Raw genomic sequence first — 24,421 nt, 5'->3', positions numbered from 1 at the left:
GAAGCCGCGGCTGATACTCGCTCGTGTGTTCCTGACGATCTCCACCACCGGTACCCCCGAACGACCCGCGACCGACCTGGGCTTCCTGCTGCACAAGCATCCCGGCAAGACGCAGGCGTTCTCCACCTCCCACGGCACCGCCCACGTGTTCTATCCCGAGGCCACGGCCGAGCGGTGCACGGCGGCCCTTTTGCTGGAGGTGGATCCCGTCGCGCTCGTGCGGCGCGGGCAGGGCAAGGGGCGGGGCGGGGCTCCCGACGCGGCGCTCGCGCAGTACGTCAACGACCGCCCGTACGCCGCCTCCTCGCTGGTCGCCGTCGCGCTCAGCGGGGTGTTCCGCAGCGCCCTGAAGGGTCAGTGCGCCGCGCGGCCGGAGCTGCCCGCGCAGGAGCGGCCCCTGCGCGTCGAGATCCCCGTACTGCCCGCACGCGGCGGGGCGGAGCTCGTGCACCGGCTGTTCGACCCGCTGGGCTGGGACCTCGTGGACGTGGAGCCCGTACCCCTCGACGAGCGGTTCCCCGAGTGGGGGGACTCCCGGTACGTGCGCCTCGTACTGGAGGGGGAGCTCAGGCCGGCCGACGCCCTGCGGCAGCTGTACGTGCTGCTGCCCGTCCTCGACGACGCCAAGCACTACTGGATCGCCCCCGACGAGGTGGACAAGCTGCTGCGCGCCGGGGACGGCTGGCTCGCCGCCCACCCCGAGCACGGCCTGATCAGCTCCCGCTACCTGGCCCGCCACAAGCGGCTGACCCAGGACGCGCTGGAGCGCCTCGAGCTGGTCCGCCTCGCCGAGGCCGACGGCAGCGAGGTCGAGGAGCTCGACAACGCGGTGGACGACGAGGTCGCGGAGCGGTCCGTGCCGCTCGCCGTGCAGCGGCGGGAGGCGATCCTGACCGCACTGCGGGCCGCGGGCGCGGCACGCGTCCTCGACCTCGGCTGCGGCCAGGGGCAGTTGGTGCAGGCCCTCCTCAAGGAGGTGTCGTTCACCGAGATCGTCGGCATGGACGTGTCCGTGCGGGCGCTGAACCTGGCCGCCAAGCGGCTGCGGCTGGAGCGGATGGGCGAACGGCAGAGCTCGCGCGTGACGCTCCTGCAGGGTTCGCTCGCCTACACCGACAAGCGGCTGGCCGGCTACGACGCGGCCGTGCTGAGCGAGGTCGTCGAACACCTGGACCCGGAGCGGCTGCCCGCCCTGGAGTACGCGGTGTTCGGCTCGGCCCGCCCCCGCACCGTCCTCGTGACCACGCCGAACGTCGAGTACAACGTCCGCTGGGAGACCCTGCCCGCCGGGCACGTCCGCCACGGCGACCACCGCTTCGAGTGGACCCGCGAGGAGTTCCGCGCCTGGGCCGGCGGCGTCGCGGACCGGTACGGCTACGGCGTCGGGTTCGTCCCCGTCGGCGACGACGACCCCGAGGTCGGGCCGCCGACCCAGATGGCCGTCTTCACCCAGGCCGACACCACCGACACCCCGAAGGAGGGCGAGGCAGCATGACCACCGAGACCGGCACCGGCACCGTGACAGCGAAGCACCGCGTACTTCCCGTCACCGATCTGTCCCTCGTCGTCCTGATCGGGGCCACCGGATCGGGCAAGTCCACCTTCGCCCGCAAGCACTTCAAGCCGACCCAGGTCATCTCCTCCGACTACTGCCGGGGGCTCGTCTCCGACGACGAGAACGACCAGAGCGTCAGCCGGGACGCCTTCGACGTCCTCCACTACATCGCCGGCAAGCGGCTGGCCGCGGGGCGCCTGACCGTCGTCGACGCGACGAGCGTCCAGGCCGAGGCCCGCCGCGGCCTGGTCCAGCTCGCGCGCGAGCACGACGTACTGCCCATCGCCATCGTGCTCGACATGCCCGAACAGGTCTGCGCCGAGCGCAACGCGGCCCGCCCCGACCGCGCCGGACTGCCGCGTGCCGTCATCCAGCGCCACCGCCGCGACCTGCGGCGCTCCTTGCGCGGCCTGGAGCGCGAGGGGTTCCGCAAGGTGCACGTGCTGCGCTCGGTGGAGGAGGCCGAGAACGCCGAAGTGGTGCTGGAGAAGCGCTTCAACGACCTCACCCACCTCACCGGCCCCTTCGACATCGTCGGTGACATCCACGGCTGTTCGTCCGAGCTGGAGACGCTGCTCGCCAAGCTGGGGTACGAGAACGGCGTCCACCCCGAGGGGCGTACCGCCGTCTTCGTCGGCGACCTCGTCGACCGCGGCCCCGACAGCCCGGGCGTCCTGCGCCGCGTCATGGGCATGGTGAAGTCCGGCAACGCCCTGTGCGTGCCAGGGAACCACGAGAACAAGCTCGGCCGTTTCCTCAAGGGCTCCAAGGTCCAGCGGACCCACGGGCTCGCCGAGACGATCGAGCAGCTGGAGAAGGAGCCGGAGGAGTTCGTCCAGGAGGTGCGGGAGTTCATCCGCGGCCTCGTCAGCCACTACGTGCTGGACGGCGGCAGGCTGGTGGTCTGCCACGCGGGCCTGCCCGAGAAGTACCACGGCCGCACCTCCGGCCGGGTCCGCTCGCACGCCCTGTACGGGGAAACCACCGGCGAGACGGACGAGTTCGGGCTGCCCGTGCGCTACCCGTGGGCCGAGGACTACCGCGGCAAGGCCGCAGTGGTCTACGGCCACACCCCGGTGCCCGACACCACGTGGATCAACAACACCATCTGCCTGGACACCGGCGCGGTCTTCGGCGGGAGGATGACCGCCCTGCGCTGGCCCGAGCGCGAACTGGTCGACGTACCGGCCGAGAAGGTCTGGTACGAGCCGGTCAAGCCGCTCGCCGCCGAGGCGCCCGGAGGTCACGACGGGCGCCCCCTCGACCTGGCCGACGTACAGGGGCGCCGGGTCGTCGAGACCCGGCACCTGGGCAACGTCAGCGTGCGCGAGGAGAACGCGGCAGCCGCCCTGGAGGTCATGAGCCGCTTCGCGGTGGACCCGCGCCTCCTGCCGTACCTGCCGCCGACCATGGCGCCGACCGAGACCTCGCGGGAGGACGGCTACCTGGAGCACCCGGCCGAGGCCTTCGCCCAGTACCGCAAGGACGGCATCGCCCAGGTCGTGTGCGAGGAGAAGCACATGGGCTCCCGCGCCACCGTCCTGGTCTGCAAGGACGCCGACGCGGCCCGGACGCGCTTCGGGGTGGACGGGCCCACCGGCTCCGTCTGCACCCGCACCGGGCGGCCGTTCTTCAAGGACCCCGAGGTCACCGAGGAGGTCCTGACCCGGCTGCGCTCGGCCGTCACCGACGCCGGCCTCTGGGAGGAGCTCGGTACGGACTGGCTGCTGGTCGACGGGGAACTGCTGCCCTGGTCGCTGAAGTCCACCGGCCTGCTGCGCAGCCAGTACGCCGCCGTGGGCGCGGCCTCCGGCGCCGTCTTCCCGGGTGCGCTCGCCGCACTGGAGGCGGCCGCCGCCCGCGGCATCGACACCGGTGAGCTGCTGGCACGCCAGCGCGGCCGGGCCGCCGACGCGGCCGCGTTCACCGAGGCGTACCGGCGCTACTGCTGGACCACCGACGGGCTGGAGGGCGTACGGTTCGCGCCCTTCCAACTGCTGGCGGCGGCCGGGCGCTCGCTGGCCGCCGTACCCCACGACGAGCAGCTGTTCTGGCTGGACCGGCTGGTGGCCGCCGACGAGGCCGCGGGGACGGGACTGCTGCGCCGCACCGGCCGGATCCTCGTGGACACCGCGGATGAGGCCTCCGTACGGGCCGGCACCGACTGGTGGCTGGAACTGACGGCCGCCGGCGGCGAGGGCATGGTCGTCAAGCCGCTCCAGGCCTACGCGCGGGACGGCCAGGGCCGCCTCGTGCAGCCGGGGGTCAAGGTGCGCGGACGCGAGTACCTGCGGATCATCTACGGGCCGGAGTACACCCGTCCGGACCACCTGGAGCGGCTGCGCCAGCGCTTCCTCGGGCACAAGCGCTCGCTCGCCCTGCGCGAGTACGCGCTCGGCCTGGAGGCGCTGGACCGGCTGGCGGCCGGGGAGCCGCTGTGGCGGGTGCACGAAGCCGTCTTCGCGGTGCTCGCCCTCGAATCGGAGCCGGTCGACCCCCGGCTCTGACACCGGGCGGCACCCGCCGACGGCCGCCCGGAGCGTCAAGCCGAGACCTCCGGGCGGCCGCTCTTTAGGTCGTATGGGGGAACTTTCGCCGAGAACGCCGGGAAACCGCCCGGCGGGATCGTTCATCCAGGGCAGCGGAATGTCCGCGACCCTGGAAGGACGGAACGTCACCTATGAAGATGACCGCGCGCGGAAGCATTGCGGCGCTCATGACCTGTATGGCCGCGGCCGGCGCTGCCACCCCGGCCGTCGCCGACTCGGTGCCGGTCGGTGTCCCCCTGGACGCCGTGAAGACCACACTGGGCGTGGACACCCCGCGCGTGGCGACCGGGATCCCGGTGCCGGTCGTCGGAGCGCCCGAGACGCCGGTCCAGCACATGGGGGACATGCTTCCGACCCCACTGCTCCCGACGGTCCCGCTCAGCACCGAGCTCGGCCGCACGCTGGTCTCCACGCCCGTCCCGAACCTGCTGGGCGACAAGGCGACGGACGGCGAGGGCTCACTGACGGCCCCCGACACGGACATGCGCGCCCGCACCCCCGGCGCGGTCGTCGGTGCTCCGCTGACGATGCCGAACGCCGCCAACTACGGTCTGCCGGACGTCACGCTGCCCAAGCTGGGCGTCGTCGCCCCGGATCTCACGGGCGCGCCGTCGGCGCTGCTCGGCCTCACCCCGGCCCGCTGAGCCGACGCCGGATCAAAGCCGCCCCGTCTGGGAACGTGTACGGCATGGGATTCCATGTCGACTCCGAGACCGGGCGGCTCCGCCGCGTCATCCTCCACCGGCCCGACCTGGAGCTGAAGCGGCTCACACCGAGCAACAAGGACGCACTCCTCTTCGACGACGTGCTGTGGGTGCGCCGGGCCCGCCAGGAGCACGACGGCTTCGCGGACGTGCTGCGCGACCGGGGCGTGGCGGTCCACCTGTTCGGCGACCTGCTGGTCGAGGCCCTGGACATCCCGGAGGCGCGGCACCTCGTACTGGACCGGGTCTTCGACGAGAAGGAGTACGGGCCGCTCGCCACCGATCACCTGCGGTCGGACTTCGACGGGCTGTCCTCGGCCGAGCTGGCGGAGGCGCTGGTCGGCGGGATGACCAAGCGCGAGTACCTGGAGCGGCACGCGGAGCCGCTGTCCGTGCGCTTCCACGCGCTGGACCTGGACGGCTTCCTGCTCGGGCCGCTGCCCAACCACCTGTTCACCCGGGACACATCGGCCTGGATCTACGACGGCGTGTCCATCAACGCGATGCGCTGGCCGGCCCGCCAGCGCGAGACCGTCCACTTCGAGGCGATCTACCGGCACCATCCGCTGTTCACCTCCTCCGGGGCCTTCCACTACTGGTCGCAGGGGCAGGCGGACTACCCCTCGACGATCGAGGGCGGGGACGTACTGGTCCTCGGCAACGGCGCGGTGCTGATCGGGATGAGCGAGCGGACCACCCCGCAGGCGGTGGAGATGCTGGCGCGGGGCCTGTTCGCGGCCGGCTCGGCGCGCAGCATCGTGGCCCTCGACATGCCGAAGCGGCGGGCCTTCATGCACCTGGACACCGTGATGACCATGGTCGATGGAGATACGTTCACTCAGTACGCGGGGCTCGGCATGCTCCGCTCCTACACGATCGAGCCCGGCGATCACCCGGGCGAGCTGAAGGTGACCGACCATCCGGCGGAGCACATGCACCGGGCGATCGCGGCGGCCCTCGGCTTGGACTCCATCCGGGTGCTGACCGCGACCCAGGACGTGCACTCGGCGGAGCGCGAGCAGTGGGACGACGGGTGCAACGTGCTGGCGGTGGAGCCGGGGGTGGTGGTCGCCTACGAGCGGAACGTGACGACCAACACCCACCTGCGCAAGGAGGGCATCGAGGTCATCGAGATCCCGGGCAGCGAGCTGGGCCGGGGCCGGGGCGGCCCGCGCTGTATGAGCTGCCCGGTCGAGCGGGACGCCGTGGCCTAGGGGGTGTTGCGGAAGTCCTGTGCGGTGCCCGCGGTGTCCGGTGCGTGCTCTCGGCGTGCCGGGCGAAGGTCCTCGTACTGGGCGTACTCGGGGCTTCGTCCGGTGCGGCGAGAGTGCGTGCCGGGCGCCGTGGGCGCCGTGCGGGACTTTCGCAACACCCCCTAGGCCTGGCTCAGGCCGGCCGGGTGTGCGCGGGGCCGGTGCGGGCGGGGTACCGGTGCGGGCGGGGTACCGGTGCGGGCGGGGCGTCGGCGGGGTGCGGAGCCGGGGCGGACCGCGGCGCCGGGGGCGGCGAACCCCGGGGCGAACCAGGGCCGAACCCGGAGCGGGGCGCGGCGCCCGAGGGCCGGCGACCCCGGGCTGTATATCAATGCAGAGGATCGTATAGACTTCCAACATCCCCTGTCACCGTGACGCTGGAGCGACCCCATGGCCACCGACCTCACCGGCCGCAGTTTCCTCAAGGAGCTCGACTTCACCGCCGCCGAGTTCCGCGGTCTGGTCGAGCTCGCCGCCGACCTGAAGGCGGCCAAGAAGGCCGGGATCGAGCAGCGCCAGCTCCGGGGCAGGAACATCGGCCTGATCTTCGAGAAGACCTCGACGCGCACCCGCTGCGCCTTCGAGGTCGCCGCCGCCGACCAGGGTGCCCACACCACCTACCTCGACCCCTCCGGCTCCCAGATGGGGCACAAGGAGTCGGTCAAGGACACGGCCCGGGTGCTGGGCCGGATGTTCGACGCGATCGAGTACCGGGGCGACAGCCAGGAGACCGTGGAGGAGCTCGCCGCCCACTCCGGCGTGCCCGTCTTCAACGGCCTCACCGACGACTGGCACCCCACCCAGATGCTGGCCGACGTCCTCACCATGACCGAGCACAGCGCGAAGCCGCTGGAGCACATCTCCTTCGCCTACCTCGGCGACGCCCGCTTCAACATGGGCAACTCGTACCTCGTGACGGGCGCGCTGCTGGGCATGGACGTACGGATCGTCGCGCCGAAGGCCTACTGGCCGACCGAGCCGGTGGTGGCCGAGGCGCGCAGGCTCGCGGCGGAGAGCGGTGCGCGGATCACCCTGACCGAGGAGATCGCGGAGGGCGTCGCCCAGGCCGACTTCGTCCTGACGGACATCTGGGTGTCCATGGGCGAGCCCAAGGAGGTCTGGGACGAGCGGATCGCGGCCCTGTCCCCGTACGCCGTCACCATGGACGTGCTGCGGGCCACGGGGAACCCGGACGTGAAGTTCATGCACTGCCTGCCGGCCTTCCACGACCTCGGGACCAAGGTCGCCCGGGAGATCCACGAGAGCCACGGGCTGGAATCGCTCGAAGTGACGGACGAGGTCTTCGAGTCGGAGCACTCCATCGTCTTCGACGAGGCGGAGAACCGGCTGCACACCATCAAGGCCGTACTCGTGGCCACACTGGCGAAGCCGGGCTCCCGCGCATAGTCATACGCGTGCGGCCAAGGTGAACCAGACCGCCTTGCCGTGCGCGGTGCGGCGGTGGCCGCAGGCGGAGCTGAGGGCGCGGATCAGCAGCAGGCCGCGGCCGTGCTCCTGCCAGGGGTCGGGGTGGCGGTCGTCCCTGCGGGCCGTCAGATCGCCGGGCGGCCGCGGATCGCCGTCGTGGACCTCGACCTGGCAGCCGTCCGCCAGCAGTTCCACGACCAGTTCGATCGGGCCGCCGCTGTCGGTGTGCGCCACGGCGTTGGCGACCAGCTCGGCCGTCAGCAGCTCCGCCGTGTCGCTGTCCGCGGGCTCGTCGACCTCGGCCAGTGCGGTACGGACGAGCGCGCGGGCCATCGGCACGGCGGCCGCCGTGTGCGGCAGCGCGATCCGCCAGGCGGAGGGGTCGGGCACGGTGGGACCGTCCTTCCGTAGGGGGCGCGGGAGTCGCGGGAGGTCCTGGATTCAACGATACGAAGTCGAAATCCCATCCCGTGGGGCACCCCGGCGGGACGGCGGGGGAGCATGGCCGGCAAGAGGCCTGGACCATTGGCCGGCGTGGCGTCCGGCCGGACGAGGGGCTGGGTGTCGTGTTGCGTTTCCGTGACGGTAGTCAGGATGCGGTGATACCGTCGAGGGCGTGAGCCCCTTCACCGGTTCCACAGCAGCGACCGAACGGTGGCACCACCTCCGGCTGACCCGGCAGGACGGCGTCGCCACCGTCACCTTCGACCGCCCCGAGAAGCTGAACGCGCTCACCTTCGGCGCCTACGCCGACCTGCGCGATCTGCTCGCCGAACTCTCCCGCGACCGCTCCGTGCGCGCCCTCGTGCTGGGCGGCGAGGGGCGCGGCTTCTGCTCCGGCGGAGACGTGGACGAGATCATCGGCGCCACCCTCGCCATGGACACCTCCCAGCTCCTCGACTTCAACCGGATGACCGGTCAGGTCGTGCGCGCCATCCGCGAATGCCCCTTCCCGGTGATCGCCGCCGTACACGGGGTGGCCGCCGGGGCCGGGGCCGTCCTCGCCCTCGCCGCGGACTTCCGCATCGCCGACCCCACCGCCCGTTTCGCCTTCCTCTTCACCCGGGTCGGCCTCTCCGGCGGCGACATGGGCGCCGCCTACCTGCTGCCCCGGGTCGTCGGCCTCGGCCACGCCACCCGGCTGCTGATGCTCGGAGAGCCCGTACGCGCCGCCGAGGCCGAGCGGATCGGCCTGCTCAGCGAGCTCACCGAGGAGGGCAAGTCCCTCGTGCGGGCGGGCGAACTCGCCGCGCACCTGGCCGCGGGGCCGGTACTCGCCTACGCGCAGACCAAGGCCCTGCTCACCGCCGAACTCGACATGCCGCTGGCGGCGTCGGTGGAGCTCGACGCCGCCACCCAGGCCCTGCTCATGAACGGCCGGGACTACGCCGAGTTCCACGCCGCCTTCACCGGGAAGCGGCCGCCGCAGTGGCAGGGCAGGTAGCCGCCATGCGGGTGGCCGTCGTCGGCGGCGGACCCGGCGGGCTCTACGCGGCCGCGCTGCTGGCCCGCCAGGGCCACACCGTCGAGCTCTGGGAGCGGGGCGCCCCCGACGACACCTTCGGCTTCGGCGTCGTCCTCTCCGACGAGACCCTCGGCGGCATCGAGCGGGCGGACAGCCTCGTGCACGCCGCCCTCGGCGCGGAGTTCGTGCGCTGGGACGACGTGGAGATCGTGCACCGGGGCCGGCTGCTGACCTCCGGCGGCCACGGCTTCGCCGCCATCGGCCGGCGCCGGCTGCTGGAGATCCTGCACGAGCGGTGCGCGGGCCTCGGCGTCCGGCTCCGGTTCCGCACGCAGGCCCCCGACCCCCGCGCGCTCTCCGCCTCGTACGACCTGGTCGTCGCGGCCGACGGCGTGCACAGCGCCGTCCGCGAGGCGGGCGCCGCTCACCACCGGCCGTCCGTGACGCCCGGGCGCTGCCGCTACATCTGGCTCGCCGCCGACTTCGCCTTCGAGGCCTTCCGCTTCGAGATCGCCGAGACCGAGCACGGCGTCATGCAACTGCACGCCTACCCCTACTCCGCCGACTCCTCCACCGTCATCGTCGAGATGCGCGAAGAGGTGTGGCGGGCCGCCGGGTTCGACCTGTGCGACGAGACCGAGTCCGCCGCCCGCTGCGCCAAGATCTTCAGCGAGGCCCTGCGCGGGCGGCCGCTGCGCGGCAACCGCTCCGCCTGGACGCGGTTCCGCACCGTCGTCAACGAGCACTGGTCGCACGGCAACGTGGTCCTGCTCGGCGACGCGGCCCACACCGCGCACTTCTCCATCGGCTCCGGCACCAAACTCGCCGTGGAGGACGCCCTCGCCCTCGCCGAAGCGGTGCGCGCACATCCCGGCGTACCGGACGCCCTCGCCGCCTACGAGGCCGAGCGGCGCCCCGCCGTCGCCAGCACCCAGCGCGCGGCCGCCGCCAGCATGCGCTGGTTCGAGGAGATCGAGGGGTACGTCGGCCAGCCCGCCCGGCAGTTCGCCTTCAACCTCCTCACCCGCAGCCGCCGGGTCACCCACGACAACCTGCGGATGCGCGACGAGCGGTTCACCCGGGCCGTGGAACGGGACTTCGGCTGCCCGGACGAGAACACCCCGCCGATGTTCACCCCGCTGCGCCTGCGCGGCCTGACCCTGCGCAACCGGGTCGTCGTCTCCCCGATGGACATGTACTCCGCCGAGCGGGGCGTGCCGGGGGACTTCCACCTCGTCCACCTCGGCGCCCGCGCCCTCGGCGGCGCGGGACTGGTGATGACCGAGATGGTCTGCGTCAGCGAGGAGGGCCGCATCACCCCCGGCTGCACCGGCCTGTGGACGCAGGAGCAGGCCACCGCCTGGAAGCGCATCGCCGACTTCGTCCACACCTCCGCCCCCGGCACCGCGCTCGGCGTCCAGCTCGGGCACGCCGGGCGCAAGGGCTCGACCCGGGTGATGTGGGAGGGCATGGACGACCCCCTCCCCGAGGGCAACTGGCCGCTGGTCGCCGCCTCCCCGCTGCCGTACCGGCCGGGCGTCTCCGCCGTCCCGCGGACCCTCGACGGAGCGGACCTGGCGGCGCTGCGCTCGGAGTTCGCGGCGGCCGCCGTCCGCGCCGCCGACAGCGGGTTCGACCTGCTGGAACTGCACTGCGCCCACGGCTACCTGCTCTCCGGGTTCCTCTCGCCGCTGACCAACCACCGCGAGGACGCCTACGGCGGGCCGCTGGAGAACCGGCTGCGCTTCCCGCTGGAGGTCTTCGACGCGGTCCGCGCCGTCTGGCCGCAGGACCGCCCGATGACCGTGCGCCTCTCCGCCACCGACTGGGCGCCCGGCGGCACCACGCCCGAGGAGTCGGTACGGATCGCCGCCGCCTTCGTGGAGCACGGCGCCGACGCCATCGACGTCTCCACCGGGCAGGTCGTCGCGGACGAGACCCCCGAGTACGGGCGCTCGTACCAGACCCCGTACGCCGACCGGATCCGGGGCGCCCTCGGCGTCCCCGTCATCGCCGTCGGCGCCATCTCCTCCTGGGACGACGTCAACTCCCTGCTCCTGGCGGGCCGCGCCGACCTCTGCGCCCTGGGCCGGCCCCACCTCTACGACCCGCACTGGACCCTGCACTCGGCCGCCGAGCAGTCCTACGAGGGCCCGGCGGCACCCTGGCCCGCGCCCTACCGGGCGGGCAGCCGCAAGCCGCCTACCGGCCGGGGTTGAGGCACTCGTGGCACAGGCACGGCTGGGGGTGGTGCCAGTCGAGCCAGCGCTCGGAGCGCAGGGCCCTGGCGTGCCGCTCCATGAACGGAGCCGCCTGCGCCGCGTCCACCTCACCCGTCGCGCCCCAGAAGTGGGACCACTCGGTGGTCCGGAGCACGGCCGGGCTGCGGACGAACTTCGTGCGGAAGGTGTGCAGATGGCGGGTGTGGACGTGCGCCTCGACGTAACGCGGGGAGTTGCGGGGCCGGCCGACGACCTTGCACACGTCCCGGCCGTCCGCGAAGCCGTAGACGTACAGCTTGGCGCCGCCCTTGAAGGTCTTCGTGCCCGGGCGCTGTCCCTGGCCGCCCTCACCGCAGCGGCGCCACTCCACCACGTTCGCCACCAGCATCCAGAGCGGTTCCAGCGGCTCGTCCGGCTCGTCGGGCGTGCTCATGCCGCGACCACCTCGGCCCGGTCCTCGACCGGGGTGTAGCCCAGGCGCAGGTAGACGCCGTTGCTGGTCGGGTTCGCCAGGTCCGTGAAGAGCAGCACCTCGGAGGCGCCGGCCTGGTACGCCGCCGCGCTCGCCGCGTGCGTGACCCCGGCGGCGTAGCCGCGGCCGCGGAGCGCGGGCGGGGTGTAGACCGACCCGATGCGGGAGGCCGAGCCGATCGGGCGGGTGAAGGAGGCGAGGGAGACGGGCACCCCGGCATCCTCCCAGAGCAGGACCCCGCCGTACGAGAGCCGGTCGCGCAGGCCCGCCTCGGAGCCCGTGCCCGGCTGGCCCAGCTCCTCGTCGAAGGCCCCGACCCACTCCAGCAGCAGCGGAAGGTCCTCCTCGGCGGCGAGCCGGGGCCGCCCGGAGGGGGCGGGATCCGGGTCGACGAGCCCGGCCAGCCGGTAGAGGCGGTTCTCCTCGGCGAGGCGGGTGGGCCGCCCCCACGCAGCGGCGAGCGTGTCCGTGTCCCGGCGCCGGGCGCTGATGCCGCCGACCGCGGCGAGCAGCGGCTCGGTGCGCAGGGCGGCCGCCAGTGCGAGCACCGCCTCCTCGGGCAGCGCGCCGAGCTGCAGGGGGTGGGGAGGGGTGCACAGCAGGGCCCCGGAGACCGTGCCGTCGGGCCCGGTCCACCAGCCGAAGACGGGATCGGCGTCCCCGTACGTGTGCGGCCCGCGCCGTCGCAGCGCGTCGGCGACGGTGATCAGGAGGGTGTTGGAGACGGGATGCGCGGCCACCGCCGGGCCCGTCGCGGCGAGGTAGGCGTCCAGGTCGGTGCTGAAGGTCCAGGTCATGGCCCATCCTGGCGCGCCGCGCGCACCGCACGCACCCCGATTTCCGCGCCCCGGGTCTGCACGCCGGGTCTGCACGCCGGGACGCCGCGCCCGGGTCCGCCTCACGCGGGCAGCCATCCCGGCCACCACGGAGGCACGTTGCCCGGCCCGCACCTCTCCAGGTCCCCGGGATACCCGTCGAGGGTGCCGCGCACGGCGAAGTACAGCACCGTCGGACCGGCCGGCACGGCCAGGACCGCGCCCAGTTGCAGGGCCACGGGCCGCCGGTCCAGGAGGAAGGCCACGAGCAGCGCCACCACGCCGAAGACCACGGCCAGGGGCAGGAGCGTGAGGGACAGCTCCAGGCGGCCGCCCGCGTCCGCGCCCGCGTCGCAGTACTCCCGGGAGTGCGCGGCCAGCGAACGGCCGCGCAGCCCGCCGCGAGGCCGGCGAGCAGCGCCGGGCCCAGGGTGAGACAGCGCTTCCTGAAAGAGGGCATCTTCGGGGAGGGGCGCGCAGCGCGTGGCGTCATAACGGTCGTGGCGGAACGCCTCAGCCCCGCGCGAACAGCATGCCCCGGTCGCGCAGGCGTGCGTGCAGTTCGGCGAAGACGGCCGCCGCGCGGTCGCCCGGCCAGTCCGCCGGAAGCAGCTCACGGGGCAGGCCCGGGTCCGCGTACGGGAGCCGGCGCCAGCTGTCCAGGGCCAGCAGATAGCCGCGGTAGGCCTCCTCCGGCGTCGGCTCGGGGCCCGACCGCAGGGCGCGCAGGCCGGGCCCGTGCCGGTCCAGGAACTCCTCGTGCTGCTTGGCCAGGGCCGCCAGGTCCCACCACCGCGCCACCGCCTCCGCGGTCGGCGCGAAACCGAGGTGGGCGCCGCGGAACAGCTCCACGTACGGCGTCAGCCGCAGTCGCTCCAGCGTGTGCGCGGTCTCCTCCACGAGCCGGGCCGGGGCGATCCACACGCCCGGCGCCACCGAGCCGAAACCGAGCCGGGCCAGCCGCGAGCGCAGCAGGTGCCGTTTGCTCCGCTCCTGCTCCGGCACGGAGAACACCGCCACCAGCCACTCCTCGGAGGGCTCGGGGCTGCCGTAGATGCGCCGGTCCCCGTCGTCCAGGAGCTGCTGGGCCTCCTCCGAGAGCACGTACGCGGCCGAGCCGTCCGCGGCGCGCTGGGGCAGCAGGAAACCGCGCCGCTTCAGCCGGGACACCGACGAGCGGACCGAGGGGGCGTCCACGCCGGCCGCGCCCAGCAGGCGGATCAGCGCGGACACCGGGACCGGCCCCTCGAAGGCCCGCCCGTAGGCGCCGTAGAAGGTGACGATCAGGGATCGCGGGGTGTGCTGCTCGGCCACGGGTTCATGCTAGTGCCGCGACCCGGTGGACCCTGCCGGTCACAGCACTGGATCGCGCAGCCGGAAGCGTTGCAGCTTGCCGGTCCCGGTGCGGGGGAGCTCGGAGAGGAAGACGAAGGCGCGCGGGCACTTGTGCGGGGCCAGCTCGGCCCGCATGAAGGCGCGCAGCCCCTCCTCGGTCAGCGTCGCGCCCGGGCGGGGCACGGTGTACGCCACCACGATCTGCCCGCGCTGCTCGTCCGGACGGCCCACCACCGCGGCCTCGGCCACGTCCGGGTGGCGCAGCAGGGCCTCCTCCACCTCCGGGCCCGCGATGTTGTAACCCGACGAGATGATCATGTCGTCGGCGCGGGCGACGTAGCGGAAGTAGCCGTCCGCGTCGCGGACGTAGGTGTCCCCCGTCAGGTTCCAGCCGTCCCGTACGTACTCCGCCTGGCGCGGGTCGGCCAGATAGCGGCAGCCCACCGGGCCGCGCACGGCCAGCAGCCCCGGCTCGTCGTCCGGGACGGGCATGCCGGACCCGTCCACCACCCGCGCCTGCCAGCCCGGAACCACCCGGCCCGTGGTGCCGGGCCGGATGTCCTCGTCGGCGGCCGAGATGAAGATGTGCAGCAGCTCGGTCGCCCCGATGCCGTTGATGATCCGCAGGCCGGTGCGCTCGTACCAGGCCTGCCAGGTGGCGGCGGGCAGGTTCTCCCCGGCCGAGACGCAGCGCCGCAGCGCGGAGAGGTCGTACATGCCCACGTCGTACGGGCCCAGCGCGTCGAGCATCGCCCGGTAGGCGGTGGGCGCCGTGAACAGCACCGTCACCCGGTGCTCGGCGAGGGCGGGCAGCAGCCGGCGCGGCACCGCGTCCTCCAGCAGCAGCGCGCAGGCGCCGGCCCGCAGCGGGAAGACGACCAGTCCGCCGAGGCCGAAGGTGAAGCCGAGGGGCGGGCTGCCGGCGAAGACGTCGTCCGGGCGCGGGCGCAGCACGTTCCGCGAGAAGGTGTCGGCCACGGCGAGCAGGTCGCGGTGGAAGTGCATGCAGCCCTTGGGCCGGCCCGTGGTGCCGGAGGTGAAGGCGATCAGGGCCACGTCGTCGGCCGAGGTGGGCGCGGCCTCGAAGGGCCCGGTGCGTCTTTCGGCCAGCCGGAGCAGATCGTCCCCGGCCCCGCCCCCGTAGACGGTGATCCGCAGCCCCGGCACCTCCGCCTTGACCAGGTCGTCCAGCGCGCCCGCGTGGCACAGCGCGTACTGCACGCGGGCCATCGAGCACACCGTGGCCAGCTCCTGCGCGCGCTGCTGCGGCAGCACGGTCACCGCCACCGCGCCCGCCTTCATCACCGCGAGCCAGCACGCGGCGAGCCAGGGACCGGTGGGTCCGCGCAGCAGCACCCGGTTGCCGGGGACGACGCCGAGGTCGGCGGTGAGCACGTGGGCGATCCGGTCCACGCGCTCGCGCAGCTCCCCGTACGTCCACACCTCGCCCGCACCGCTGCGGAAGGCGGGGCGGCCGGGGCCCTCGGGCCCGAACCGGGCGATGGTCGCGTCGAGCAGCTCGGCCCCGCAGTTGAGGCGGTCCGGATAGGCCAGTTCGGGCAGCTCGAAGAGGAGTTCCGGCCACGCGTGCGCGGGTGGCAGGTGGTCGCGGGCAAAAGTGTCGGTGTGAGCGGAAGGCTTCAGGTCCAAGGCGGGTTCGCCCCCTTGCGACGGTCCCGGGTGGGGTGGAGCGGGCCGTGCGGTCACCGTGACGAGCGTATCGTGATGGTGACGGCAGTCAACAGGACGCGATAGAAGCGGGGATGTTCGGATGAACGGATTCGCGCTCGGGGCGGACCAGGAGGAATGGTGCGGGCAGTTGCGCGCACTGTCGGCCGGGCGGCTCCGGCCGCTGGCCGAGAAGGGTGAGCCGGGCCGGGTCAACCGGCCGCTCCTGGCGGCGCTGGGGGAGCTGGGCCTGCTGGACCGGGTGTTCACGGCCGGGGCGCTGGAGCTGTGCCTGCTCCGGGAGTCGCTCGCCTACGGCTGCACGGAGGCCGAGACGGCGCTCGCCCTCCAGGGGCTGGGGGCGTACCCCGTACTGCGGGCGGGCAGCGACGAACAGCGGGAGCGGTGGCTGCCGCGGGTACGCGCGGGGCGGGCGGTGGCCGCCTTCGCGCTGAGCGAGCCCGGCGCGGGATCGGACGCGGCGGCGCTGGAACTGGCGGCGGCCCCGGCCTCCGGGGGCGGCTGGGTGCTGAGCGGGGAGAAGCGCTGGATCTCCAACGCCCCGGAGGCCGATTTCTACACCGTCTTCGCCCGGACGGGTGAAGGACCGGGCGCCAGGGGGGTCTCCGCCTTCCTGGTCCCCGCTGACCGGCCCGGACTCTCCGGCGAGGCGCTGGACATGCTCTCCCCCCACCCCATCGGGGCCCTCGCCTTCGACGGGGTGGCGGTCGGCCCCGGGGACCTGCTCGGCGAGCCGGGCCGGGGCTTCCGCGTCGCGATGGACACCCTCAACCTCTTCCGGCCCAGCGTCGGAGCCTTCGCGGTGGGCATGGCCCGGGCGGCGCTGGACGCCGCCCTCGCCCACACGGCGGCCCGCACCGCCTTCGGCGGGACGCTCAGCGACCTCCAGGCGGTCGCGCACCGGGTGGCGGAGATGGCCACCCGCACGGAGGCGGCCCGGCTGCTGGTGTACGCGGCCGCCGGGGCGCACGACAGGGGCGCGGGCGACGTACCGCGCCGCGCGGCGATGGCGAAACTGCTGGCCACCGAGACGGCCCAGTACGTCGTGGACCACGCGGTCCAACTGCACGGCGCGGTCGCCCTCCAGCGCGGGCACCTGCTGGAACACCTCTACCGCGAGGTGCGGGCGCCGAGGATCTATGAGGGGGCGAGCGAGGTGCAGCGTTCGATCATCGCGAAGGAGCTCTACCGGGCGGTGGCGGCCGGATGACCCCCGAGCGCATCAACCCGGCGGAGCTCTCGCCGGCGACGGGCTTCTCCCACGCGGTGGTGGCGACCGGCTCGCGGCTGGTGTTCCTGGCCGGGCAGACCGCGCTGGACGGCGCGGGCAAGGTGGTGGGGGAGGGTCTCGTCGAACAGTTCGAGGTGGCGCTGGCCAACCTCCTGTCCGCCCTCGCCGCCGCGGGCGGCTCCCCGCAGGACCTCGCCCGGGTGACGGTGTACGCGGTCGACGTGCCGTCCTATCGCGAGCAGGCGGCCGAACTGGGCCGGATCTGGAGGCGGTTGGCGGGACGCGACTATCCGGCCATGGCCGTCATCGGCGTGGTCCGCCTGTGGGACGAGCAGGCCCTCGTCGAACTCGACGGCTTCGCGGTCCTGCCGTAACCAGCGGACCCCTCCGCCGGGCCCCGGCCCGGGAGCCCCGCGCCTCCGACGCCGGCACGGCTGACGCCGCAGCCGCGGCCGACGTGGGAGGCGCGGGGCTCGGGAGGCCCCGCGCGGCGCGGTGACGGCCGCGCGCCGGCCCGGCCGCGGGGTCTCCTCCCGAGGGGGCGGGGATCAGGCGGCGCGGCCGGTGACGTAACCGCCGTCCACCCGCAGGGCGTGTCCGGTGACGAACTCGGCGCCGGCCAGGTACAGCACGGCCTCGGAGATCTCGGACACCTCCCCGACCCGGCCCAGGAGGTGGACCCCGCCGAAGGAGTCCACGTCGCTACCCGAGTGCAGCGGGGTGCGGATGATGCCGGGGGCCACGAGGTTGACGCGGATCCCGTCCCCGGCGAGCTCGGCGGCCAGGCTCGTCGTCAGCGCGTGCACGCCGGCCTTGCTGACCACCGGCGCGGAGGCCGGGAAGCCGGCGATCGCGTGGTCGACCAGAACGGTGCCGATGTTGACGATGCTGCCGCCCCCGCCCTGTGCGCGCAGCGCCCGCACCACGGCCTGGGTGGTGACGTAGGTGCCCTTGAGGTTGCCCGTCAGGAAGCCGTCGAGTTCGTCCTCGGTGACCTCGGCGAAGGGCTTGGAGGCGAAGGTGCCTGCGTTGTTGACCAGGACGTCGATGCGGCCGAAGCGCTCCAGCGCCGTACGGACGAGGGCTTCGCCGGTCTCGCGCTCGGCGATGCCGCCCGCGACCCACGCCGTGCGCTCCGGGTGGCCGAGGTCCGCGGCGGCCTTGGCGAGGCGGTCGGCGTTCCGGCCGTTCAGGACGACGTTCGCGCCGCTCGCCAGGAAGGCGCGGGCGATGTCCAGGCCGATGCCGCTGGAGGATCCGGTGATGAGGGCAGTGGTCATGGGTGGGTGCCTTTCGGGCGAGTCGTTCTGCTGACACCCAGAAACGTATGAGTACTCAACCCATAACACCACGACGGAAATTGGAGCATGTGATAATCCGGCGTTATGGATGTGGACCTGCGTGACCTGGAGCTCCTGACCGCCACCGCCGACGCCGGCTCGCTGACCGCCGCCGCCGAGCGGCTCTACGTCAGCCAGCCCGCCCTCAGCCAGCGGCTGACCCGGATGGAAGGCCGCCTCGGCATGCCCCTGTTCGACCGCGAGGGCCGCCGGCTGGTGCCGAACGAGGCCGGCAGGCGGCTGCTGGTCGCCGCCCGCCAGGTCATCGGCGAACTGCAGTCGGCCACCCGCGACCTGCGGGAGATCCGCGACGGGCGCGGCCGGCGGGTCCGCTTCACCGCGCAGTGCAGCACCACCTTCCCGTGGCTGCCGCCCGTGCTGCGCGCCTTCCGGGAGCGGGAGCCGGACATCGAGGTGCGCATCGAGACCGTCGCCGACGACGCGCCGGTCCCCGCGCTCCTCGCGGACCTGGTCGACGTCGCGCTGGTCACCAAACCCGACGTGCAGATGGACCGGGTGTCGCTGACCCGGCTCTTCGACGACGAGATGGTGGCCGTGGTGCCCGCGGGGCACGCCTGGGCCGGCCGCGGGCACCTGACCGCCCGTGACTTCGACGGGGCCGACCTGGTCCTCTACGACTTCTACGACCAGAAGCGCATCCCGTCGCTGCCGCTGCCGCTCCCCGCCGGGGCCCGGCCCGGCCGGATCACCACGATGCCCGTGGTGACCGACCTGGTCGTCGAGATGGTGGCGGGCGGCCAGGGCGTGACGGTGCTGCCCAACTGGGTGGCCGCCCCGTACGTGGCCTCCCACGGCCTCGCGCTGGTGCAGATCGGCGCGCAGCCGCTGACCCGCACCTGGTTCTGCGCCACGCGGACCGGCGAACTCCCGCCCCACCTGGAAGTCTTCGTCGAGGAACTCGTCGGCCGTCTCGGAGCGCCCCGCCCCGTCACGGCACTAGGCGTGTTTCGTCCCTGATCCGCCGGGCCCCCCTCCTAACCCTCCAGCAGCCGGCCCATCCACTCCTCGATGCCCGCCACCGTGCGCGGCAGGGCGCCCGACATCAGGCGGGCGCCGTCCGCCGTGATCACCAGGTCGTCCTCGATGCGGACGCCGATGCCGCGCAGCTCCGCCGGGAGGGTCTCGTCGTCCGGCTGCAGGTACAGGCCCGGCTCCACCGTCAGGACCTGGCCCTCTTCCAGGACACCGTCCAGGTAGGTCTGCGACCGGGCCTTCGCGCAGTCGTGGACGTCCAGGCCCAGCATGTGGCCGCTGCTGCACAGGGTGTAGCGCCGGTACAGGTCGCCCTCGGCGTCCTTGAGGACACCCCACTCCGCGAGGCCCTCCGCGATCACCCGCATCCCGGCCCGGTGGAAGTCGCGGAAGCTCGCGCCCGGGCGCAGCGCCGCGATCCCCGCGTCCTGCGCGGCCAGGACCAGTTCGTACACCTGCCGCTGGAGGGGGGAGAAGCGCCCCGACAGCGGGAGGGTGCGGGTGATGTCCGCCGTGTAGAGGGTGTCGGTCTCCACGCCCGCGTCCAGGAGCAGGAGTTCGTCCCGGTCCAGCCGGCCGTCGTTGCGGATCCAGTGCAGGACGCACGCGTGGGCGCCCGAGGCCGCGATCGTGTCGTACCCCGTGCCGTTGCCGTCGGCCCGGGCGCGCAGGCCGAACACCCCCTCGACCACGCGCTCCCCGCGCGGATGGGCCAGGGCGCGCGGCAGGGCCCGTACGACGTCCTCGAACCCGGCCGCCGTGTGGTCCACGGCCAGCTGGAGCTGCCCGACCTCCCAGGTGTCCTTCACCAGTCGCAGTTCCGAGAGGGCGGCGGCGAGTTCCGCGTCGCGGGAGGCGTCGCGCCCCGCCGGTGAGCCCAGGGAGTCCAGGTGGGCGCAGCGCAGGCCGGTCAGGCGTTCCGCCTCGGCCAGGTCGGGGCGGCGGCCCACCCAGAACTCCCCGTACCGGCGGTCCCGGTAGAACTCCTCCGTCCCGTCCGAGCGCGAGGAGCGCGGCCGCAGGTACAGGACGGCCTCGTGTCCGTGCGGGCCCGAGGGCTCCATGACCAGGACGTGGCCCACCTGGTCCTCGCCGGTCAGGCCGGTCAGCCAGGCGTACGCGCTGTGCGGGCGGAAGCGGTGGTCGCAGTCGTTGGAGCGGACCTTCAGCTCGCCGGCCGGGACGACCAGCCGCTCGCCCGGGAACAGCGCCGAGAGCCGGGCCCGGCGCGCGGGAGTGACGGCGAACGAGGGCACGCGCGCCGAGGTGGGCAGCGGCGAGGGGGCCCAGTCTCCCGCCATGAACCGGGACAACTCAGGGGATACGGGGAGGTCGTGGCTGCCGGTGTTCAGGCGGGAGGGGGTGTCGGTCACAGGGGCTCCCTCAAGAAGGTGCGAACTGATGGGCGCACAGGTCTTGTCAGTGCAATTTCACATTACTATGTTACAGCTCACACCGCGGCACGTTAATCCCCGTCAAACGCCGTGTGACCCGGGGCAGTTGGACCGGGTCTTCCACGCACCACCCCCCACGCACCACCCCCCACTTCTCTCCACACAGGAGTCCTCGGTGTTCAAGCACAAAACCGTGCGTTCGACCCTTCTCGCCTCCGCCGTGACGGTCACCCTCCTCGCCTCCGCCGGTCAGGCCGTGACCCAGGCGGCTGACCGCGGGACCGCGGCCGCCGCGGGCAGCGCCGCGTCCGGCACGTTCTCCGGCGGGGCCCCGGCCGCGAACCCGTTCGACGAGGTCGACCGCGTCGCCGACGCCAAGGCCGCCACCCCGGCGGACGCCCCGGCCCCCGGCGGCAAGGACCTCGCTGGGAAGGTCCCCGGTGCCGCCACGGCCGCCGCCGCGCCCTCCGAGCGCGGCGAGAAGAGCCGCAAGGCCGCCGCCCAGGCCACCCCGACCGCCAGGAGCGTCGCCGCGGGCGTCCCCTGCACCCTCGACGGGATCACCGGCCTCGGCCCGGAGCAGTTCGCCGACTTCCTCGCCGACCAGGCCGTCACTGCCGACGGCTGCCTGCGCGGGCTCATCTGGACCTGGGACGCCCGGCTGGCCCCGGTGATGTCGGACGCCCACGTCCAGGCCGTCTCCCGGCGGATATCCGGCCTGGCCGCCGCGCACGACGGCCGTAACTCCTCCCACCTGGAGGAGATGTTCACCTACCTGCACGCGGTTGCCTACCACGACTACTCGCGCTCCGAGATCGACGTCACCGACGCCCCGACCGTGGACGCCATGCGCCGGGCCATCGCCGACTTCGGCAATGCCGCCCGCACCTTCGACGTGACCGCCTCCAACGCCCGCACCCTGCGCGAGGCCCTCTACGCGGGCAGCGCCCCGGGACTGCGCCAGCACCAGCTCGGCCTCATCAAGAAGGTCCTGGCCACCATGGACCCGGCCCACCCGGCCACCCACCTCGACGCCGGCTGGGCGGGCGCCGCCCTCGCCGCCCTCTCCGTGAACTACCTCGGCGTCTACCCGGGCAACCAGGACGCCGCCTTCCACGCCGCCGTCGCCGCCGATCCCGCCTACCGGGCGACCTTCAAGGCCTTCGCGACGTACACCCACCTCAAGGGCACGGGCAACGCCTGGGTGGCGCGCGACGCCCTCGGCGAGTACGGCCGGTTCGGCCAGGTCGCGGGTCTGCAGGAGCAGGTCGTCGCCGACCTCGGCGCGATGCTGGAGCCGGTGAAGAGCGGACTGGGCACCGAACCCTGGGCCAAGGTCGTCTCCTGGCTCAACTTCTACAACGCGTGCAAGCCGTACGGGGTCTGCAAGGAGGACATCGAGAAGCAGCTCTTCCCGAACACCTACACCTACGACAACGGCGGCATCAAGGTCCGCACCGCCCTCGACCGGGCCACCGTGGACCAGCTCTACTACGCCAGCAAGCAGGTCAAGACGCAGTTCCACCGGGTCCTGGGCACCGACCAGCCGCTCGCCGGTGACCCCAACACCACGCTGAACATCGTCCTCTACGCCTCCCGCGCCGACTACGAGAACTACCACCCGATCCTGACCGGCTACGGCACCAACAACGGCGGCATCTACATCGAGAACGGCGCCACCTTCTACACCTACCAGCGCCGCGTCCCGCAGGACTCCTCCCTCACCCTGGAAGAGCTCTTCCGCCACGAGTACACGCACTACCTCAACGGCCGCTTCGCCGTCCCCGGCTTCTTCGGCCAGGGCGACTGGTACCAGGGCGACCGTACGACGGCGATGGACGAGGGCACCGCCGAGTTCTTCGACGGCGCCACCCGTGACAACGGCATCGCCGTCCGCAAGTCCCTGGTCAAAAGCATCATCAACGACACCGCCGGCGGCGGCCCCCGGATGTCGGTCGAGCAGCTGCTGAACGCCCGATACGACGTCGACGGCTTCCGCTTCTACAGCTACGCCGGAACCTTCTTCGAGTTCCTGTGGACCGAGAAGCCCTCCCTGCTGCGCGAGATGTACACGCACCTGCGCAACGACGACGTGGCGGCGTACGACGCCTGGCGCAACCGGATGGGCGCCGACGCCTACCTCCAGCGCGACTACGACCGCTTCCTGGACGCGCAGATCGCCAAGGTCGACCAGCTCTACGTGCCGAACACCGTCTTCACCCCCAACGAGCGGCTGCGCGACGCGGCGCTCGCCGACGTGAAGTCGTCCTTCGCCACCGCCACCTACAACACCCCGGACTGCGTGGAGAACGGGGACCCCGGCAAGCGCCGCTTCACCTGTACCGGGCGCATCACCGCGAACCTGAAGAACTGGCGCAGCGACGACCAGAACTTCAAGGACATGTCCGAGACGGTCGACTACTTCATCCTCGACCGCGCGGGAGCCGCCTCCAACAACCTCGCCGACATGAACTGCTCCTTCGGTCCGGTGGAGATCTGGAGCAACAAGGTCGCGGGCACGTCGAGTTACAGCTGCGAGGGCCCGCTCCGCAGCTGATCCGCACCGGCCCGCCCGGACCGGTCCCGCGCCCGCGACGGGCGCGGGACCGGCCTGGGCAGCCACTGAAGAATGTGACATATTACTGTCGTGCTCAAGAGACACTCCCTGGACGCCGTCATCATCGGCGCCGGCGTCGTCGGAGCGGCCTGCGCCTACTACGCGGCCCGCGCCGGACTCTCCGTGGCGGTCGTCGACCGCGGCCCCGTCGCGGGCGGTACGACCGGCGCCGGCGAGGGCAACCTGCTCGTCTCCGACAAGGAGGCCGGGCCGGAGCTCGACCTGGCCCTGCTGTCCACCCGCCTCTGGCGCGAACTCGCGGCCGCCCTCCCCGAGGAGATCGAGTACGAGCCCAAGGGTGGCCTCGTCGTCGCCTCGGCCCCGGCCGCGGTGGAGGCCCTGCGCACCTTCGCGGAGGGCCAGCGAAAGGCGGGCGTCGAGGCGGTCGAGGTGCCCGCGGACGCCCTGCGCGACCTGGAACCCCACCTCGCCCCCGGACTCGCGGGCGGATTCCACTACCCCCAGGACGCCCAGGTCCAGCCCGCCCAGGCGGCGGCCCGCCTGCTGGCCGCAGCCGGCGCCGAGGTCCACCTCGGCGAGGAGGTGACCGAGGTCCTGCTGGACGCCTCGGGCGCGGTACGGGGCGTCCGCACCCCGCGCCGCGAACTGCTCGCCCCCGCCGTCGTCAACGCGGCCGGGACCTGGGGCGGCCGCATCGCCGAACTCGCCGGTGTGGAGCTGCCGGTCCTTCCGCGCCGCGGCTTCGTGCTGGTGACCGAACCGCTGCCGAAGGTGGTGCGGCACAAGGTGTACGCCGCCGACTACATCGCGGACGTTGCCAGCGGCTCCGCCTCGCTCCAGTCCTCCGCCGTGGTGGAGGGCACCCCCTCCGGGCCGGTCCTGATCGGCGCCACCCGCGAGCGCGTCGGCTTCGACCGCTCGCTGTCCACGGAGGCGCTGCGCCGTCTCGCCTCCCAGGCGGCGGCCCTCTTCCCGCTCCTCGCGGACGTGCGCGTCCTGCGCACCTACCACGGGTTCCGCCCCTACCTCCCCGACCACCTCCCGGCGATCGGGCCGGACCCGCGGCGCCCCGGGCTGCTGCACGCCTGCGGGCACGAAGGCGCGGGGATCGGGCTGGCGCCGGCGACCGGGCTCCTCCTCGCAGCGGTCCTCGCGGGGGCCGAACCCGCGCTCCCGCTCGCCCCGTTCCGGCCGGAGCGGTTCGGGTGACCGGGGCCGGCTGTGGGCGCCGCCGCCGCGCGGAGCCGTTCCCCACCCCGCCCTTCCACCGTTCCCCGGGACTCCGCCCCGGGCCCCGGTCCTCAAGCGCCGGACGGGCCGGAAGGTCCGGGTTCCGTCCCGGGGCCTGGTCCTCAAGCGCCGGGCGGGCCGGAAGAGCCGGGCCCCGTGCCCCACACG

20 protein-coding genes are annotated in these 24,421 nt (G+C 73.4%); 12 read left to right on the top strand and 8 right to left on the bottom strand.

The window, feature by feature from the left end:
- Window positions 1–25: 25 nt before the first annotated feature.
- The 5 genes from ACZ6Y1_RS12940 (at window position 26) to argF (ending at window position 7,468) form a co-directional block, all read left to right on the top strand.
- Entirely contained in the window at window positions 26–1,495 is a 1,470-nt protein-coding gene (locus tag ACZ6Y1_RS12940) for a 3' terminal RNA ribose 2'-O-methyltransferase Hen1 (RefSeq protein WP_469627030.1), read from the top strand.
- On the top strand, window positions 1,492–4,062 hold the full coding sequence (locus ACZ6Y1_RS12935; RefSeq protein WP_469627027.1) for a polynucleotide kinase-phosphatase: 2,571 nt from the start codon (window positions 1,492–1,494) through the stop codon (window positions 4,060–4,062). The genes ACZ6Y1_RS12940 and ACZ6Y1_RS12935 overlap by 4 nt, the downstream gene beginning before the upstream one ends.
- A gap of 179 nt (window positions 4,063–4,241) precedes the next feature.
- Complete coding sequence (locus ACZ6Y1_RS12930; RefSeq protein WP_469627024.1) at window positions 4,242–4,748, top strand: hypothetical protein; 507 nt, start codon at window positions 4,242–4,244, stop codon at window positions 4,746–4,748.
- Window positions 4,749–4,792: 44 nt separating this feature from the next.
- Window positions 4,793–6,022, top strand: coding sequence for an arginine deiminase (locus ACZ6Y1_RS12925; RefSeq protein ID WP_469627020.1), 1,230 nt, complete (start codon window positions 4,793–4,795; stop codon window positions 6,020–6,022).
- Window positions 6,023–6,451: 429 nt separating this feature from the next.
- A complete protein-coding gene (argF, locus tag ACZ6Y1_RS12920; RefSeq protein WP_469627017.1) occupies window positions 6,452–7,468 on the top strand; it encodes an ornithine carbamoyltransferase in 1,017 nt (338 codons plus the stop codon).
- On the opposite strand, the gene ACZ6Y1_RS12915 is transcribed toward argF, so the two are convergent.
- Window positions 7,469–7,879: an ATP-binding protein gene (locus tag ACZ6Y1_RS12915; protein WP_469627014.1), complete on the bottom strand. Its 411-nt coding sequence runs from the start codon at window positions 7,877–7,879 to the stop codon at window positions 7,469–7,471.
- Window positions 7,880–8,105: 226 nt separating this feature from the next.
- Here ACZ6Y1_RS12915 and ACZ6Y1_RS12910 point away from each other — a divergent pair, with 226 nt between their 5' ends.
- Both ACZ6Y1_RS12910 and ACZ6Y1_RS12905 read left to right on the top strand, forming a co-directional pair.
- Entirely contained in the window at window positions 8,106–8,933 is an 828-nt protein-coding gene (locus ACZ6Y1_RS12910) for an enoyl-CoA hydratase family protein (RefSeq protein WP_469627011.1), read from the top strand.
- A 5-nt stretch (window positions 8,934–8,938) separates the two neighbouring features.
- On the top strand, window positions 8,939–11,173 hold the full coding sequence (locus ACZ6Y1_RS12905) for a bifunctional salicylyl-CoA 5-hydroxylase/oxidoreductase (protein ID WP_469627464.1): 2,235 nt from the start codon (window positions 8,939–8,941) through the stop codon (window positions 11,171–11,173).
- Here the strand turns inward: ACZ6Y1_RS12905 and ACZ6Y1_RS12900 are convergent.
- From ACZ6Y1_RS12900 to ACZ6Y1_RS12880, 5 genes are all read right to left on the bottom strand, one after another.
- A complete protein-coding gene (locus ACZ6Y1_RS12900; protein WP_469627008.1) occupies window positions 11,157–11,609 on the bottom strand; it encodes a hypothetical protein in 453 nt (150 codons plus the stop codon). The two genes, ACZ6Y1_RS12905 and ACZ6Y1_RS12900, sit on opposite strands and share 17 nt — an antisense overlap.
- A complete protein-coding gene (locus ACZ6Y1_RS12895) occupies window positions 11,606–12,445 on the bottom strand; it encodes a GNAT family N-acetyltransferase (RefSeq protein WP_469627005.1) in 840 nt (279 codons plus the stop codon). Before ACZ6Y1_RS12895 ends, ACZ6Y1_RS12900 begins: the two co-directional genes overlap by 4 nt.
- Window positions 12,446–12,546: 101 nt before the next feature.
- Window positions 12,547–12,756, bottom strand: coding sequence for a hypothetical protein (locus ACZ6Y1_RS12890; protein WP_469627002.1), 210 nt, complete (start codon window positions 12,754–12,756; stop codon window positions 12,547–12,549).
- A gap of 220 nt (window positions 12,757–12,976) precedes the next feature.
- Window positions 12,977–13,777: a PaaX family transcriptional regulator gene (locus ACZ6Y1_RS12885; RefSeq protein ID WP_469626999.1), complete on the bottom strand. Its 801-nt coding sequence runs from the start codon at window positions 13,775–13,777 to the stop codon at window positions 12,977–12,979.
- Between the two features lie 39 nt (window positions 13,778–13,816).
- Window positions 13,817–15,448 carry an AMP-binding protein gene (locus ACZ6Y1_RS12880; protein WP_469626996.1) on the bottom strand — a complete coding sequence of 544 codons (1,632 nt, stop codon included), beginning with the start codon at window positions 15,446–15,448 and terminating at the stop codon, window positions 13,817–13,819.
- Window positions 15,449–15,569: 121 nt separating this feature from the next.
- Here ACZ6Y1_RS12880 and ACZ6Y1_RS12875 point away from each other — a divergent pair, with 121 nt between their 5' ends.
- Both ACZ6Y1_RS12875 and ACZ6Y1_RS12870 read left to right on the top strand, forming a co-directional pair.
- A complete protein-coding gene (locus tag ACZ6Y1_RS12875) occupies window positions 15,570–16,697 on the top strand; it encodes an acyl-CoA dehydrogenase family protein (RefSeq protein ID WP_469626991.1) in 1,128 nt (375 codons plus the stop codon).
- Window positions 16,694–17,092, top strand: coding sequence for a RidA family protein (locus ACZ6Y1_RS12870; protein ID WP_469626989.1), 399 nt, complete (start codon window positions 16,694–16,696; stop codon window positions 17,090–17,092). Before ACZ6Y1_RS12875 ends, ACZ6Y1_RS12870 begins: the two co-directional genes overlap by 4 nt.
- A gap of 174 nt (window positions 17,093–17,266) precedes the next feature.
- Here ACZ6Y1_RS12870 and ACZ6Y1_RS12865 read toward each other — a convergent pair whose 3' ends face one another.
- Window positions 17,267–17,998 carry an SDR family NAD(P)-dependent oxidoreductase gene (locus ACZ6Y1_RS12865; RefSeq protein ID WP_469626986.1) on the bottom strand — a complete coding sequence of 244 codons (732 nt, stop codon included), beginning with the start codon at window positions 17,996–17,998 and terminating at the stop codon, window positions 17,267–17,269.
- A 105-nt stretch (window positions 17,999–18,103) separates the two neighbouring features.
- Here ACZ6Y1_RS12865 and ACZ6Y1_RS12860 point away from each other — a divergent pair, with 105 nt between their 5' ends.
- Window positions 18,104–19,036 (top strand): LysR family transcriptional regulator, encoded by a 933-nt coding sequence (locus tag ACZ6Y1_RS12860; protein ID WP_469626983.1) that lies wholly within the window; start codon window positions 18,104–18,106, stop codon window positions 19,034–19,036.
- A gap of 17 nt (window positions 19,037–19,053) precedes the next feature.
- On the opposite strand, the gene ACZ6Y1_RS12855 is transcribed toward ACZ6Y1_RS12860, so the two are convergent.
- A complete protein-coding gene (locus ACZ6Y1_RS12855) occupies window positions 19,054–20,424 on the bottom strand; it encodes an aminopeptidase P family protein (RefSeq protein WP_469626980.1) in 1,371 nt (456 codons plus the stop codon).
- Window positions 20,425–20,620: 196 nt separating this feature from the next.
- Here ACZ6Y1_RS12855 and ACZ6Y1_RS12850 point away from each other — a divergent pair, with 196 nt between their 5' ends.
- Together ACZ6Y1_RS12850 and ACZ6Y1_RS12845 are read left to right on the top strand one after the other, a co-directional pair.
- Window positions 20,621–23,002: a collagenase gene (locus ACZ6Y1_RS12850; RefSeq protein ID WP_469626978.1), complete on the top strand. Its 2,382-nt coding sequence runs from the start codon at window positions 20,621–20,623 to the stop codon at window positions 23,000–23,002.
- A 90-nt stretch (window positions 23,003–23,092) separates the two neighbouring features.
- Window positions 23,093–24,232, top strand: a complete 1,140-nt coding sequence (locus ACZ6Y1_RS12845; protein ID WP_469626974.1) for an NAD(P)/FAD-dependent oxidoreductase — start codon at window positions 23,093–23,095, stop codon at window positions 24,230–24,232.
- Window positions 24,233–24,421: the final 189 nt, after the last annotated feature.

This window comes from Streptomyces sp. NPDC053432 (genome assembly GCF_055585365.1).
The sequence above is the reverse complement of the archived record's forward strand: the minus strand, read 5'-3'. Positions and strand labels throughout refer to the sequence as shown.